The organism is Actinokineospora terrae, assembly GCF_900111175.1.
Lineage (GTDB): Bacteria > Actinomycetota > Actinomycetes > Mycobacteriales > Pseudonocardiaceae > Actinokineospora > Actinokineospora terrae.
This window is the reverse complement of record NZ_FOGI01000013.1, coordinates 218,387-232,891: the sequence shown is the minus strand read 5'-3', so window position 1 is coordinate 232,891 and position 14,505 is coordinate 218,387. Positions and strand designations below refer to the sequence as shown.

The window sequence follows — 14,505 nt, the reverse complement described above, 5'->3', positions numbered from 1 at the left end:
CGGAAGGGATCTGGAGCGGATGTCCCGCATCGATGAGATCACCCGGTACGTCGTCGCCGAGTTCGCCCCCGACATCCGGGCCGACGAACTCGACGCCGACTACGACCTGCTGGACAACGGCGTGGTCGACAGCCTCGGCCTGCTGCGGCTGATCGGCTGGCTCGGCGAGCGCTACGACCTGCCCGTCGACGACATCGACCTCGCGCCGGAGCAGTTCCGGTCGGTGCGCGCCGTCGACGCCTTCGTTGAGTCCGCACTCGTGAAAGGGCCAGCGTTATGATCGTCCGCAACCGCTCCGAGGTTGCCTGCGTCGACTGGGGCAACGGGCTGAGCTACCGGTTCCTGTTGAGACCGGACAACATGGGCTTCTCCGTCGCGCACACCACCGTGCGGGCGGGGACCAAGTCCCGGTTGCAGTACCGCCAGCACCTGGAGGCGTGCTACTGCATCGCCGGGTCCGGTGAGGTGCAGACCCCGGACGGGACCGTGCACCGGCTCGAGCCCGGGGTGCTCTACGCGCTCGACCAGAACGACGCGCACTTCCTCATCGCCGGTCCCGACCAGGACCTGGAGCTGGTGTCGATCTTCTCCCCGGCGCTGCGCGGCGACGAGCGGCACAACCTCGACGCCGACGGCTTCTCCCATTACGAGTGCGCCCCGTGATCGGTTGGACCGACGAGCAGCGCACCCTGCGCGCCGCGGCGGCCGAGTTGGGCGCCGCGGTGGGCAAGGACCACCTGGAACGGGACGCCACCGGCGAGTTCTCCCGGGACGGGTGGGCGCTGGTGCGCGAGTCCGGCCTGCTCGGGCTGCCCTTCGGCACCGAGTACGGCGGGCTCGGCGCGGACCTGCTGACCACGATGTACGTGCTGGAGGGCCTCGGCGAGGCCTGCCGGGACGGCGGGTTCCCGTTCTCGGTGACCACGCACGTGGTCAGCACCGGGGTCCCGCTGCACCGCTTCGGTTCCGCCGAGCTCAAGGCCAGGTACCTGCCCGGGGTGTGCTCCGGCTCGGCCATCGGCGCGCACGCGATCAGCGAACCGGACGCCGGTTCGGACATGATGGCCATGCGCACCACCGCGGTCCTCGACGGCGACGACTACGTGCTGACCGGGTCGAAGTCGTTCGTCAGCAACGGTCCCATCGCCGACACCTACCTGGTGTACGCCCGCACCGGCAAGGCGGGCGCGCCGGACGCCATCACCACGTTCCTGGTGGAGCGCGACTCCCCCGGCCTGCACGTGGGGCAGCCGATGGGCAAGATGGGACTGAAGACCTCGCCGTTGAGCGAGCTGTTCCTCGACGGCGTCCGGGTGCCCGCCACCCGGGTCGTCGGCAAGGTGGGCGCCGGGTTCCTGGTGCTCGACCACGTGATGAAGTGGGAGATCCTGCTCTCCTTCGTGGTCAACCTGGGCGAGATGGAGCACCGGCTGCGCGAGAGCGTGCGCTATGCCAGGACCCGCAAGCAGTTCGGCGCGCCGATCGGGTCCAACCAGTCGGTGTCGAACAAGCTCGTCGACATGCGGATCGGGGTGGAGACCTCCCGCAAGTGGCTCTACGACACCGCGGAGAAACTGGTGGCGCGCAAGAACGTCACCACCGACATCGCGATCACCAAGCTGGTGGTCAGCGAGGCGAACCTGGCCTCGGCGCTGGCCGCGGTCCAGGTGTTCGGCGGGTACGGGTACATGACCGAGTACGGGGTCGAGAAGGACGTGCGCAACGCCGTGGCCGGGACGATCTACTCGGGCACCACGGAGATCCAGCGCCAGCGCGTCGCCGCGATGATGGGACTGGGATGAGTTCACACGAGACGGTCGAGCTAAAGGCACTGACAGCGGAGACCGAGTTCCTCGACTACAACTCCGACACCGTGCGGGAGTTCGTCGCCAAGGCGCTGCCCGGTGAAGGGCAACCGGGCGAGGGGCTCAGCGACACCGAGAAGGCCGTGCGGCTCTACTACGCCGTGCGGGACGGTATCAACTACGAGGTCTACGGCAGCCGGATGACGCGCGGGGAGTTCACCGCGAGCGCGATCATCAAGCACAAGCGCGGGTTCTGCGTGCACAAGTCCATTGTGTACGCGGCGGCCGTGCGCGCCGTTGGCGTTCCCAGCCGGATCGTCTACGGCGACGTGCGCAACCACCTGTCCTCCGAGCGGCTGCGCGAGCTGGTCGGCGGGGACGTGTTCTGCTTCCACAGCCTCACCTCCGTGCACCTGGACGGCCGGTGGGTGAAGGCCACCCCGGTGTTCAACAAGCTGCTGTGCAAGCTCTACAAGATCGCGCCGCTGGAGTTCGACGGCACGGCCGACAGCCTGTACCACCCGTACGACGAGAACGGCCGCAGGCACATGGAGTTCCTGCGGATGCGCGGCGAGTTCGACGACTTCCCGTACGAGACCGTGGTGGACGGCATCCGCGCCGCGCACCCGAAGCTGTTCCGATCCGACGACGAGCTGGCCGAGGGTTCCCTCACCGGCGAGGCCAGCTAGGAGCGCCAGAGCATGGACAACATCAAGTACGAGCTGACCGAGTCCGACATCCCGCACACCTGGTACAACCCGGCCTACGACGTCGGCGGGATCGCGCCGATCCTGGACGCGGCGACCCGCGAGCCGGTCAGCCGCGAGGCGCTGGCGCGCTCGATGCCGCCCGCGCTGGTCGAGCAGGAGCTGAGCCTGGAGCCGGAGTTCGAGATCCCCGAGCCGGTCCGCCAGCTCTACGCGCAGTGGCGGTCCACCCCGCTGTTCCGGGCGCGGCGGCTGGAGAAGGCGCTCGACACCCCCGCGCGGATCTACTACAAGTTCGAGGGCGTCGCGCCCACGGGCAGCTTCAAGCCGAACACCGCGCTGGCGCAGGCGCACTACAACAAGCTGGCGGGCAAGACCGGGCTGGTCGGCGAGACCGGCGCGGGCCAGTGGGGCAGCGCGGTCGCGCTGGCGGGCGCGCTGTTCGACATGAAGACCAAGGTGTTCATGGTGCGGGTGAGCTTCGAGCAGAAGCCGTACCGCCGCACGCTGATGGAGACCTACGGCTCGGTCTGCACCGCGTCGCCGAGCACCGAGACCGAATCCGGGCTCGCCGTGCTGGCCGAGCGGCCGGACCACCCGGGCAGCCTGGGCGTGGCCAAGTCCGAGGCGCTGCAGTTCGCCCTCGCCAACCCGGAGTACGGCTACACCCGGGGCAGCGGCCTCAACCACGTGTGCGCGCACCAGAGCGTCATCGGGCAGGAGGCGGTCAAGCAGTTCGAGCTGGCGGACGACTACCCGGACATCGTCGTCGGCGCGGCCGGTGGCGGTAGCAACCTGGCGGGCCTGGCGTTCCCGTTCCTGCGCAAGAAGCTCGCGGGCGGGCGCGACATCCGGCTGATCGCCGTCGAGCCCGCCGCGTGCCCGACGCTGACCCGCGGTCGCATCGCCTACGACCACGCCGACTCGGCCGGGCTGACCCCGCTGTTCCGGATGCACACCCTCGGGCACAAGTTCATCCCGCCCGCGGTGCACGCCGGTGGTCTTCGCGCGCACAACATCGCCCAGGTGGTGAGCCGGGCGGTGGAAGACGGTCTTATGGAAGCCGTCGCCGTCCGACAGAATGACTGCTTCGAGGCGGGTGTGCTGTTCGCGCGGGCCGAGGGCATCGTGCCCGCCCCGGAGTCGACCCACGCCATCCGCGGCGCGGTCACCGAGGCGCTGCGCTGCCGGGAGGAAGGCGTTGGCAAGACGATCCTGCTCGGCCTGTCCGGGCACGGCGACTTCGACCTGGTCGCCTACCAGAAGTACCTGGCGGGCACCCTGTCCGACGACGCCCTCAGCGACCAGGCACTGCAAGATGGCCTCGACAGCATCCCCTCACCCGTTCTCGTCTGACACCCGTTAGGGACACCGCACGCTCATGAGTCGAGTCAACGTCGCCCTGTTCATCCTGTTGGCCTTCATCTGGGGCAGCAGCTACACGTTCATCAAGATCGCCGTCGACGGCCTGACCCCGGCGCAGCTGGTGCTGGGGCGGGTCGTGCTCGGCGCGGTCGTGCTGTTCGCGGTGCTGACCGCCACCAAGGGCAAGCTGCCACGGAACGCGGCGGTGTGGGGCCACACCGTCGTCACGGCGTTGCTCGGCATGGTCGTGCCGTTCCTGCTGCTGGCCTGGGGTGAGCAGCGCACCAGCGCGGCGATGGCAGGCGTGCTCATCGCCGCGACCCCGCTGCTCACCCTGGCCGCGGTGACCACGGCGCTGCCCGCCGAGAAGGTCACCTGGCGCAAGGGGGTCGGCTTCGTGGTCGGCTTCGTCGGCGTGGTGCTGGTCATCGGGCCGTGGTCGACCTCGGCCGGGTCGCTCGCGGGCCAGCTCGCGGTGCTGGGCGCGGCGCTGTGCTACGCGCTGCAGACGGTGTACGTGAAGAAGATGCTCGCCTCGAAGGGCGTGCCGCCGCTGGTGTCGGCGACCACGCAGGTCATCACCGCGACGGTGCTGCAGGCGATCGTGACCCCGTTCTTCCCCTGGAAGGCCCCGCACTTCTCGGTCGGCGTCATCATCAGCATCCTGCTGCTGGGCATCGTCGGCACCGGCCTGGCGTACCTGATCTACTTCCGGCTGATCGGCGACCTCGGCGCGGCCAACGCCTCGGCGGTGAACTACCTGGTCCCGATCACCGCGGTCCTGGTCAGCCTGATCACCCTGGGCGAGTCCATCAGCTGGAACATGGTCGTCGGCACGGTGATCGTGCTGGCGGCGCTCGCCTTCGCCGAGAACCGGGTGCCCGCGCTGGCCCCGGCCAGGACCTGACGTGCGGTCCGACCGGTGGGGGTGGCGCGCGGCCATCGGGGTCCTGGTGATCGACAAGGACCCGGTGGCGGAGTCCGAGTTCTGGTCGATGGCGCCCCCCGGAGTGTCGATCGTGGCCGCGCGGTTCGAGTCGCCGCGCAAGCCGGGGACCTCGGACTACGGCGACGACCCAGCGGAACTGGTGGCGTCCTCCCCCGATGTCGCCAGGGGCTTGGAGTTCTTCGGCGGCATGCAGTTGGACGCCATCTGCGTGTGCTTCACGACGTCGAGCCTGTTCGGCGGGCCCGCGTTCGACGTGTCGTTCGCGGCGCGGGCCAGTGCCGCGGCGGGTGGGATCCCGGTGGTGACGGCCGCCCAGTCGTCGGCCGCCGCCTTGGCCGCCGTGGGTGTCTCGCGGCCGTACGTGGTGGTGCCGCCGTGGTTCAAGGACGAGATCGTCGAGGTCGGGCAGTCGTACTTCACCGAGGCGGGCCACCCGCCGGTCGACATCCAGCGCTTCCGGCTGGGGCGCGGCTGGGACACCCTCAAGCCCTGGGAGACGTGGGACGCGGGCGCCCAGTGGGAGGTCCGGCCCGCTGACGTCTACCGCCAGGTCCGCGCCGACTTCCCGTCGACCGCCGATGGCGTGCTGCTGGCGGGCAACGGCTTCCGCTGCGCCGACGCCGTGTCGGCGCTGGAGGCCGACCTCGGCGTGCCGGTGATCACGTCGAACCAGGCCTGCCTCTGGCACAGCCTCCGCACGGCGGGCACGTCCCCGCGCGACGTCACCGGTTACGGGCGACTGTTCGCGGCGTAGCAACCGGCCGGACAACTCCACGCTGTACCGCGACGAAGAGCCGCGACCTCCGGGCCGCGGCTCTTTCACCCCTGCGACCCGATCTGTCCACAATGGGCGCACCGACCGATGTGGTCTGTGTTGACTCGCCCTCGCACGGACGGCAAGCGGCTGCCGAAGGTCCGCGACGTCGTGGACCCGACGCTGCCAGGCGTGCACCGGGCGGCTTTCGAGGCTGTGCGCGCGGTTCGGGCCGGTGACCCGCTGCTCGCACCGAGGGCGCGGGCGGACATCGCCGCCGCATACCGCCAGGCGGTTGCGGTCGGAGCCGCTTGAGGACGCCTTCCAGTGGGGCGTCGAGGTCTTGCACGCCACCGCCGCCCTGCTGCACGAGGCCGGCGGCTACGTCGTGTTCAAGTACCTCGTCGACACCGTGCGGCAACAAGCCGAGCACCGGGTGCCTGAGGAACTTTGCGGGTCTGGTGGGTCGAGCAGTCACAGGACGTCCAGGGTGGCTAGGGCGTCTGCCAAGGGGTCGATCCGTAGCGCCGCTACCTTGCTGCGGTAAGTCCTGTCGCGTCTGCCTTCTCGTAAGGCGCGTAACCGGGCCGCCGTTGCGCGTAGCAGGGGATGGATCTCCACCGGCGGCGGTGGGCCCTCTGCCAGTTGGTCCGCGGCCCACTGGGCCATGCCGCGCAATGCCTCTACCTGCACCGATAAGTCAGTCTGGTTGCGGACCAGGCAGAGCAGGCGGTCGGGGCCTGGTTGGTCGAAGAGCTGCCGCGGCGACCAGATGGTGAGGCCGCTGCCGTGGGCGTAGAGGCGGCCTGCCAGGTTTGTGTCGGTGTTGGAAGCGAGGAATCGGTCCGCGTCGAACGAGCCGGGTGGGCCGAGGGAGGCCAGGCCCGCGATGCACGGGCCCACGCCGTCCGAGGGTGGGGTCAGGTCGTCCGGGGTGCCGTCGGTGGCGGTCAGGGGGGCGGCGACGGTGTGGGCGGAGGTGGGGCCTGCCTCGACGACGCGGCCGTCGGTGGTGAGGCGGGGCGCGGCGGCGTCGCGTAGGCGGGTGGCGATCGCGCGCAGGGTCAGCTGTCCTGGCGCGTCGATGCCCCAGACGGCTGCCGCGCGGAGGCGGGACAGGGCGTCGGCCAGGTCGGTGACCAGCCAGGACCCGGCCACCCGCACGGTAAGCGTCACCGCGATAGCGGCGGGGTACAGCAGGACCCGGGCCGTGGCCGTGGTGCCCTCCGGGCCGTGCAGCGACGGCAACTCCCCGAGCCGGAACGGCACGACCCGCTGGAACACGATGTCCGCGTTCGGTTTGCGCATCACGCCCGGCTTGCCCAGGTAGGCCGACCAGAACCGGCTCCACGTGGCCGGTTCCGCGTCCGGCTCCCACGGCATGATCAGCTCGGGCCGGTACGACCGGTACACCTGCTCGTGCCGCGACCGGGTCGTCAGCCCGCCCAGCGCGCCGTCGGCGAGCAGGTCGGGGTACTGGGTCGTCCAGGTGATCGTGAACACCGCGCTGCGGATGACGGCCATCTGACTCCTCTTCGACTACCCGAACACATCTGTCCCGGCCGGTGATCCGCTACACCGACGGGTGTAGCGGATCACCGGCCACGGGAGATGAGTCTTGTGGACGGAGCGAGAGGGGTGCGTGTGGGGTTGCCGAGGGCGCTCGCCCGCGTGTTCGCGGTGGCCTGGCTGTTGTCGCTCGGCGCACCGGTCATGGCTGCGGAGGCGCCGGTGACGGTGTCGATCGCCCCCGCCCAGATCGCGCTCGCGCCGGGACGGTCGGCCGTCGTGCTGGTGTCGCTGGCGAACACCACCGACAAGCGCGTGCCGGTCACGGTCAAGGCCGTGGCCGCCGAGGACTCGGTGATCACCTCGCCGGTGGCGCCGTTCGAGTTGGCGCCCGGCCAGTCCCGCACCGAGGCGGTCACCGTCACCAGGCGGTCCGAGGGGTCCGGCCAGGACGTCGGGCTGTCCTTCGTGGTCGACTCCCGCGCGGCGTCCGCGGTGGCGGGCACCACGGTGAAGGCCGTGCCGAACCCGCCGCCGGTCACCGTCACCGCCGAGGCGGGACCCGACCGGGTCAACGAGAACCGGCCGGGCTCGGCGACCCTGGTGATCGGCACCGACCGGGAGGGGCCGGTGCGGGTGACGGCGCTGTCGGTGGTCCCGCCGCCGCACACCTGGCTGGAGGTGACCTGCCCGGGCGGACGGGTGGCCAGGTGGGACGAGAACCGCCCCGCCGGGCAGCCGTGCGCGTTCGACCTGGCGCCGCGGTCGACGATGTCGCTGCCGGTGCGCTTGGGCACCGAGGGCGCGGTTGTCCCCGGCACGCGTCCCGCGCTGTTCCACATCTCCGCCCAGGAGCCAGGCCGGGTCGAGACGGCGGTGTCGCTGGTGGTGACCATGCCGGTCACGCTGGAGGTGTTCGGCGAGTCCGACATCCTGCAGGCCTTGGGGGTGCCGGTCTTCCTGGTGCTACCCGGCGTGATCATCGTGCTCACCACCGGCTTCCTGGTCCGGCGGTGCTCACCGTGGCGCCGACGACCCGCGGCGGAAGCGGAGCAGGCAGGCTCGGTGGTGGCCGCCGCGACCAGGACAGCGGTGCTCGGTGTGCTGCTGTCGCTGGGGATGGCCAAGCTCTACCCGGTGCTCACCGCCTGGTTCTGGCCGGGTGAGCCGAGGGACTACACGCGCGAGCACGGCTTCCTCGACTTCTACCTGGTGTTCGGCTACAGCTTCGCGGTCGCCGCGGCGTTCTGGGTGCTGGTCGCGGTAGGCGACGGGCTCCGCGCGCTCTGGTCCGCCGTCCGCGTGCCGGTTCCCGGCGACGCCCCGCTGGTCCTGCTGCGGAAGTTGAGCCTGCGGACCACGAGGTTCACCCTGGTCGACGTGGCGGGCGCGCCCGGTGTGCTGGTGCGCAGGTCGCGTGCAGGTGAGTCGCTGGTCGCCCCGCGGATCGTGGTCAGCACGGCCGCCGACTCACCGCTGCGCACCCGGGTCGAGGATTTCGTGTCCGACGACAAACCCCTGCGGCTGTGCCTGACCCTGACCTGGGCGCTCTGGCGGAAGCGGGCGGAGTTGACCTACCGCTCGACCGATATCGACCAGGTGCGGCGGGCGCCCGAGGTGACGATCCGCACCCTCCGGACCGGCATCGCCCAGATCGCCGAGTAGGCATTGATTGGCGGCCGGACCGGAGCCCGACCGCCGCCTCACCGGAGCGAGTAGTCGCCCAGGATCATACCGCCGTCCTGTCCCGCCCCAGCACCAATTCGGTCGCCTCGCCGAACACCTCTTCCGCCGCCGCGGGGTCGGTCTCGCACAGCAGGCGGAACCGCCGCGTGCACGCCGAGTAACGCACTCCCGGAGCGCACAGCGCGTCCATGTTCGCCGTCTTGTTCTTCTCCCACGCGTACCAGAACGCCATCAGCACGAGCGCGCGATCGGTCTGCAGCTTGTCCCGGTTGAGGCCGAGCAGCCGGATGGTCTCCGCGGCGCGCCGCACGCCGTGCTCGTCGAGGCCGGGCGCCGCGACGGCGAAGGTCCCGCGCCAGTCGATCAGCCGCTCCGGATCGGTGTCCTGCTCGTCGGTCGGGTCCACCAGGTACGGGCGTTCCGCGCGCAGCGCCGCCCGGTCGCCGGTGTGCAGGGCCCGGGCGGCGGCGGTCGGGAAGTAGTTGTCCTTGTACTTGTTGCACGTGCCGCAGGACCCGATGAAGTTGTCCGGCTCGTAGGCGAGCAGGTAGTACCCGTTCTGCGACGCGCCTCCGACGTCATGGATGTCCTCGGCGGGGTTGGTGCCGCTGTGGACCCGGCCCTTGGGGCGGTGGTGGTCGACCGTCCACTCCACGCCGTCCGCCTCGAGCTCGCTCTCGCAGTAGGCGCACTTGTTGTGCTGCAACCGCGTCAGTCCCGGGCGCAGCGCCGACCACAGGCTCTCGCCGGACACGTGCTTGCCCTTGGCGCGGTTGAGGTCGGTCGCCTTGCTCGCCTTCCCGCGCCACACCTGCGCGTCCGCGCCGAGCCAGGCCAGCAGCCGGTCGCGGCCCGCCAACACCCTGATCACCGTCAGCGGCTCCCGGTGGCGCCGTCGACCAGGACCGCCAGGTAGCGGCGCCGGGCCGCGTCGTCGCCGCGCACGGCCTTCCTGGCCAACTCGGTCAGGTCGTCGGCCACGTCGGGGGCGCGCGTGGTGTCGAGGCTGAAATAGGAACTGAGCAGCACCTGCTCGGCGTTGAGGCCGTGCACCTCCGCGCGCACCCCGCTCAGCCGCGACACCGACTCGTCCGGGTCGTCGCGGGCGAGCAGGATGTTGCGGGCCTGCAGGGTGCCGGTGACGATCGGGCTGTGCGTGGTGAGGATGAACTGGATGTTCGGGAACATCACCGCCACGTCGAGCACCACCTTGCGCTGCCACTCGGGGTGCAGCAGCAGGTCGATCTCGTCGACCAGCACGATGCCGCCCATGCTGCCCAGCGGGACGTGCGCGGGGGCCACGGCGCTGAGGTGGAACAGCAGGTCGCCGAGCCAGCCGAGGTACGAGCGGTAGCCGTCCGACAGCGCGCGGAACGGGACCGGCACGCCGCGGCGGCGGAACACCGCGTCCTCGCCGTCGAAGTCGTCGTCGAACCGGACGTCGTCGGGCAGCGCGCGCCGCAGGACCTCGGCGACCTCCCGCCTGCGCTCGGCGCTGACGGTGGGCAGCCAGGCGCCGAAGGGCACCAGCGACACGGTCTCGTCGAACAGGCTCGACACCCGCTGGAACCGCCGCCGCCGCCTGCCCCGCTCCTGGCTGGGGTCCGACCGCGCGTCCTCGGCGGTGCGCCGGTTGACCCCGTACCCGGCGACGAAGAACGACGGCGACGACTCGTCGAACAGGTCGTCCCAGTACGGCCCGCGGGTGTCGGTCTCCACGACCTCGAAGTCGCCGCGGCGGCGCATCCGCACATCGCAGGCCAGCGGCTCCGACCCGCCCACACCGCCGAACGCGAGCCTGCCCTCCACCAGCGCGGTGTCCCGCTCTTCGCGGACCAACCGGTACGGCACGAACCCCGAGCTGTCGAGCACCGGCCCGAGCGCCACCATCGCCGCCGCGCGCAGCACCGTGGACTTGCCGGTGCCGTTGTCGCCGATCAGCAGGTTGACGTTGGGCACGAGCGGTGCGTCGTCGGGTGTGGCGAACTCGCCGGGGAAGCGCAGCGACAGCCGTGCCTCGCGGAAGCAGCGCAGGTCGGTGATCCGGAGGTCGGTCAGGTACACGTACGGGGAATCGCGGATGGCGCTCAGGTCCACCGGCAGTCGCGACCGCTCGGACAACGACGACACCGGTCGCTTGTCGCCGTCCGCCCGCACCCGCTCCAACCGCTGCCGCTCCCGGCGCGCACTCACCCGCCGAACCCGCAGCCTGCGCACCAGCCTCGATCCGAACCACCCCGAGGCGTAGAACCCGATCGGCGCGAAGAAGAGTGCGAGCAGCCCGAAGACCGCGTTCCAGGTCACCTGTACCACCGCACCCCAGAAGTGTAGGCGGCCCGATCAGGCCGATGACAGCACGACCGGCCTGACACGTTGTCTTCCAATAGGTAGGGCGACAACGCTTGTGGCGTAGCCTGGCTCGTCGTGAGACAGGATGCGGTGCGCGGTCACCTGGACGGATTGCTGCTGGCCGTGCTCGAACAGGGTCCGCTGCACGGCTACGCGATCATCACCGCCGTCCAGCAGCGCAGCGGGGGCGCGCTCGAACTGCGCACGGGCACGATCTACCCCGCGCTCAACCGGCTGGAACGGGTCGGGTTGCTGCACAGCACCACGCAGTCCTCGGGCGAACGGCACCGGCGGTGCTACGACCTCACCGACGCCGGACGGCGGACGCTGGCGAACGAGCGGACGGCGTGGCAGGAGTTCACGGCCGCCATCGGGTCGGTGCTCAACCCCGTCCCGCCGCCCGAGACCGCCACATGAGCGATCCCGTCGAGGACTACCTCTCCTCCTTGGCCGCCGCACTGCACGGCCCGAAGCGGACCAAGGCGCGCATGGTGGCCGAGGCCCGCGGTGATCTCACCGACGCGGTGTCCGAACGCACGCGGGCGGGTCTGTCGTACGAGCACGCCGCCGAGCAGGCCGTGCGTGGGTTCGGGACCGCGGCCGAGCTCATCGGGAGCTGGCAACGGGAACTGACGATCGCGCAGGCCAGGCACACCGCTCGGGCCGTCGCGCGCACCGTCCCGTTCGTGATCGTCTGCTGGACCTTGCTCCAACGAGCCGATGACTCGTTCTGGCACCTCCCGCGCGCCGCCCAACACCTTGCCGTCGTGTCGGCTGTCGCGGCCGTGCTCGCCGCGGTGACGCTGGCCGCCACCGGAACCCTCGCCCGGTGGTTCCCGACTCCGGACCGGCTGCCGCTCACGATCGCCTGGGCGGGCACCGCCGCGAGCATGTCCATGGCCATCGCGACTCTCGCCCTCGCCTTGTCCGCGGCCCTGGGCACGGACTGGGTCCTGCTGACATTCGCCTGCGTTCTCGCCGCCGCCTCACACGCCCTCGTCGCGGGCTCCGCCCGATCCTGCCGCCGCTGCGCGCGCCTCATCACCGACCTCTGACACCGTGGAAGCCACCCGCAAGGCCACCACCCGCCTGACCATGACCACCGGCCTCTTCAACTCCTCTGGGCCACCGTCGTAGTCCTGATGATCACCCGCCCCGGCTCCACAACCGGCGTCCGAGGGGCCGGCTAGGAAGCCGGATCACTCAGCGCCATCACGCACGTCACTGGGTTCTGGTGCGAGGAACGCGGTCAGCGCGGCGGCGGCGTGGCGGCGGGTGGGGGTGCCCGAGTGGAGGTAGCGGTGGCGGAGGGAGATGGTGCGGCCGCCGGTGAGGGTGAGGGTCAGGTAGCTGCGGGCGTTGAAGCGGGTTTGCTGGTAGCGGGTCCACTTCCACGACTTGATGTCGGTGGGGTGGAGGGAATGGCGCCGGAGTCGTTCGCGGAACTCGAGTCTGCCGTCGCGGATGCGGACCGGTCCGACATCGACGATCAGCCTGGTCGTCCACCCGGCCGCGCCCAGGAACAGCACAGCGTTGACCGCGGCCCACACGCTGCCGAAGTCGGAGCGGTAACCCCACACGTGGTACTCGACGGCGGCGGCGAACAGCCAGACCGCGGTGAGCGTGCTCCAGTACACCGTGGAGTGCCGGAGCCTGGGGATCACCAGGTCAGGACTGGGCAAAGTGCCGGGCGAACTCGGCCGGGGTGTACGCGCGGCGGCCGCAGTGGCGTTCGACGGTGTCGGCGACGGGGATGACGAAGCTGCCGTTGGCGACCTTGCCGAGGGCGTCGGCGAGGAAGTCGCCGTAGGAGTGGGTGAAGCCGCGGGATTCGAGCAGGGCGATGAACTCGGCCGCGGGGACCGGGATGTAGCGGAACGGGCGGCCCAGGGCGGCCTCGAGGGCCTCGGCCACGGCGTGGTGCGTGACGGATTCGGGGCCGGTGACCGGAAGCGGGCCGGTGGGGCCGTCCGGGGCGAGGGCGGCGACGGCCACGGCGGCGATGTCGCGGGTGTCGACGAACGGGAAGGGCGCCTCCCCCGCGGGCAGGCGGAGTTCGCCGGTGTCGAGCATGCCGCGGAAGGAGCCGACGGTGAAGTTGTCGAGGAACCAGGTGGGGCGGATGAGCGCGGCCTCGACCGGGAGCGACAGCAGGGTCTGCTCGGCGACCTTGGTGGGGTCGTCGTCGGGGGCGTGGTCGACGTCGATCGTGGACAGCAGCGCGATTCGGGCCACCCCGGCGGCCGCGGCGGCGCGGATGACGTCGGGGGCCTTCTCGGGTGCGCCCGCGTGGTTGAACGGGATCACGACGTACGCCGCGTCGGCACCGGCGAACGCGGGGTGCCAGGTGGACTCGTCGTCCCAGTCGAACGCGACGAACTCGCCTGCCCCGGCGGCCCGCCTGCCCGCCGCGCGGACCACCCAGCCCCGCTCGACGGCCTGGGCCACGACGTGGCGCCCGGTCTTGCCGGTCGCCCCCAGCACGGTCACCACATGATCACTCACGGGGGCAAGCTATCAGCATGAGAGGGTGGTGCGCATGAGCACCGAGGACGTCCGCTGGATCCTCGCCCACTGCGACACCTGGGCGATCATCGGCCTGGCCGACAACCCGTCACGGGCAGCACACGGGGTCGCCCGGTTCCTGCAACAGCGCGGGAAGCGGATCGTGCCCGTCCACCCGCGAGCCGAGACGGTGTGGGGCGAGCAGGGCTACGCGTCGCTGGCGGACATCCCATTCCCGGTGGACTGCGTCGACGTCTTCCGCCGCTCCGAGGACGCGGGCCCCTTCGCCGACGAGGCCGTGACCATCGGCGCGAAAGCAGTGTGGTTCCAACTCAACGTCATCGACGACGCCGCGGGCAAGCGCGCGACGGACGCGGGCTTGCGCTTCATCCAGGACCGCTGCCCGGTGATCGAATGGCCCGCACACGGGCCTGCCTAGCCTCTAGAGCACGTTCTTCCGTTGCGCCGCAACGAAACCGCGTCGAACCAGGTCAGGCGGCCATCGGGAGGTCGACGTAGTCGGCGCCGGTGGGGGTGAGGGTTACCTTGGCGAGGCGGGCGCCGGGGGTGGGGGTGATCTGGGCGAGGCCACGGCGGATGAGGCGGTCGAGGGACTCGGACTGCCACTGGGGGACGGTGCCCGCGGCGCCGCCGTCGGTGTCGGACCAGCGGAAGCCCATCGGGCCGCCCCACAGGCCGTTGTGGAACAGGATGGACTGGTCGGCCACGTCGCGGAGGGTCGACATCTCGTTCTCGGTCATCGGGGGCTCCTTCGGGTCGGTGCTGCCGGTCACAGCAATCCTGACCCCGGCGACCCCCGCTTGTCCCCGCCCGCACCACCCTCGCCCTCGACCCGCACCCGTCCCGCAACCGCGG

18 protein-coding genes are annotated in these 14,505 nt (G+C 71.0%); 12 read left to right on the top strand and 6 right to left on the bottom strand.

Translation table 11 applies throughout. The features are described 5' to 3' along the window. Window positions 1-19: 19 nt before the first annotated feature. The 8 genes from BMY07_RS27745 (at window position 20) to BMY07_RS27710 (ending at window position 5,895) form a co-directional block, all read left to right on the top strand. Window positions 20-280, top strand: a complete 261-nt coding sequence (locus BMY07_RS27745) for a phosphopantetheine-binding protein (RefSeq protein ID WP_092785103.1) — start codon at window positions 20-22, stop codon at window positions 278-280. Continuing rightward, window positions 277-663: an ectoine synthase gene (locus BMY07_RS27740; protein ID WP_092785100.1), complete on the top strand. Its 387-nt coding sequence runs from the start codon at window positions 277-279 to the stop codon at window positions 661-663. Before BMY07_RS27745 ends, BMY07_RS27740 begins: the two co-directional genes overlap by 4 nt. Further along, a complete protein-coding gene (locus tag BMY07_RS27735) occupies window positions 660-1,802 on the top strand; it encodes an acyl-CoA dehydrogenase family protein (protein ID WP_092785207.1) in 1,143 nt (380 codons plus the stop codon). Before BMY07_RS27740 ends, BMY07_RS27735 begins: the two co-directional genes overlap by 4 nt. Further along, window positions 1,799-2,494 (top strand): transglutaminase-like domain-containing protein, encoded by a 696-nt coding sequence (locus BMY07_RS27730; protein WP_092785097.1) that lies wholly within the window; start codon window positions 1,799-1,801, stop codon window positions 2,492-2,494. The genes BMY07_RS27735 and BMY07_RS27730 overlap by 4 nt, the downstream gene beginning before the upstream one ends. 12 nt (window positions 2,495-2,506) lie before the next feature. Continuing rightward, complete coding sequence (locus BMY07_RS27725) at window positions 2,507-3,868, top strand: TrpB-like pyridoxal phosphate-dependent enzyme (protein WP_092785094.1); 1,362 nt, start codon at window positions 2,507-2,509, stop codon at window positions 3,866-3,868. 25 nt (window positions 3,869-3,893) lie between these two features. Then, window positions 3,894-4,784, top strand: a complete 891-nt coding sequence (locus BMY07_RS27720) for a DMT family transporter (RefSeq protein WP_092785091.1) — start codon at window positions 3,894-3,896, stop codon at window positions 4,782-4,784. A gap of 1 nt (window position 4,785) precedes the next feature. Next, window positions 4,786-5,580: a maleate cis-trans isomerase family protein gene (locus tag BMY07_RS27715; RefSeq protein WP_092785088.1), complete on the top strand. Its 795-nt coding sequence runs from the start codon at window positions 4,786-4,788 to the stop codon at window positions 5,578-5,580. 120 nt (window positions 5,581-5,700) lie between these two features. Then, window positions 5,701-5,895, top strand: coding sequence for a hypothetical protein (locus BMY07_RS27710; RefSeq protein ID WP_143073676.1), 195 nt, complete (start codon window positions 5,701-5,703; stop codon window positions 5,893-5,895). 159 nt (window positions 5,896-6,054) lie between these two features. On the opposite strand, the gene BMY07_RS27705 is transcribed toward BMY07_RS27710, so the two are convergent. Further along, window positions 6,055-7,104, bottom strand: a complete 1,050-nt coding sequence (locus tag BMY07_RS27705; RefSeq protein WP_092785082.1) for a hypothetical protein — start codon at window positions 7,102-7,104, stop codon at window positions 6,055-6,057. Window positions 7,105-7,224: 120 nt separating this feature from the next. Between BMY07_RS27705 and BMY07_RS27700 the strand changes: the two genes are divergently transcribed. Next, window positions 7,225-8,754, top strand: a complete 1,530-nt coding sequence (locus tag BMY07_RS27700) for a hypothetical protein (RefSeq protein ID WP_092785079.1) — start codon at window positions 7,225-7,227, stop codon at window positions 8,752-8,754. A gap of 64 nt (window positions 8,755-8,818) precedes the next feature. On the opposite strand, the gene BMY07_RS27695 is transcribed toward BMY07_RS27700, so the two are convergent. After that, complete coding sequence (locus tag BMY07_RS27695) at window positions 8,819-9,646, bottom strand: HNH endonuclease family protein (protein WP_092785076.1); 828 nt, start codon at window positions 9,644-9,646, stop codon at window positions 8,819-8,821. Window positions 9,647-9,648: 2 nt separating this feature from the next. Continuing rightward, window positions 9,649-11,079, bottom strand: coding sequence for an AAA family ATPase (locus BMY07_RS27690; protein ID WP_177215820.1), 1,431 nt, complete (start codon window positions 11,077-11,079; stop codon window positions 9,649-9,651). 120 nt (window positions 11,080-11,199) lie between these two features. Between BMY07_RS27690 and BMY07_RS27685 the strand changes: the two genes are divergently transcribed. Both BMY07_RS27685 and BMY07_RS27680 read left to right on the top strand, forming a co-directional pair. Further along, on the top strand, window positions 11,200-11,541 hold the full coding sequence (locus BMY07_RS27685; RefSeq protein ID WP_092785070.1) for a PadR family transcriptional regulator: 342 nt from the start codon (window positions 11,200-11,202) through the stop codon (window positions 11,539-11,541). Then, window positions 11,538-12,179, top strand: a complete 642-nt coding sequence (locus BMY07_RS27680; RefSeq protein ID WP_092785066.1) for a permease prefix domain 1-containing protein — start codon at window positions 11,538-11,540, stop codon at window positions 12,177-12,179. Before BMY07_RS27685 ends, BMY07_RS27680 begins: the two co-directional genes overlap by 4 nt. A 144-nt stretch (window positions 12,180-12,323) precedes the next feature. Here the strand turns inward: BMY07_RS27680 and BMY07_RS27675 are convergent, their stop codons facing one another. Continuing rightward, entirely contained in the window at window positions 12,324-12,788 is a 465-nt protein-coding gene (locus tag BMY07_RS27675) for a hypothetical protein (protein WP_092785063.1), read from the bottom strand. Between the two features lie 4 nt (window positions 12,789-12,792). Beyond that, a complete protein-coding gene (locus tag BMY07_RS27670) occupies window positions 12,793-13,629 on the bottom strand; it encodes an SDR family oxidoreductase (protein WP_092785060.1) in 837 nt (278 codons plus the stop codon). A gap of 34 nt (window positions 13,630-13,663) precedes the next feature. Here BMY07_RS27670 and BMY07_RS27665 point away from each other — a divergent pair, with 34 nt between their 5' ends. Next, window positions 13,664-14,068 (top strand): CoA-binding protein, encoded by a 405-nt coding sequence (locus BMY07_RS27665; RefSeq protein ID WP_092785057.1) that lies wholly within the window; start codon window positions 13,664-13,666, stop codon window positions 14,066-14,068. Between the two features lie 52 nt (window positions 14,069-14,120). Here BMY07_RS27665 and BMY07_RS27660 read toward each other — a convergent pair whose 3' ends face one another. Further along, window positions 14,121-14,390 carry a hypothetical protein gene (locus tag BMY07_RS27660; RefSeq protein WP_092785203.1) on the bottom strand — a complete coding sequence of 90 codons (270 nt, stop codon included), beginning with the start codon at window positions 14,388-14,390 and terminating at the stop codon, window positions 14,121-14,123. Between the last annotated feature and the right edge of the window lie 115 nt (window positions 14,391-14,505).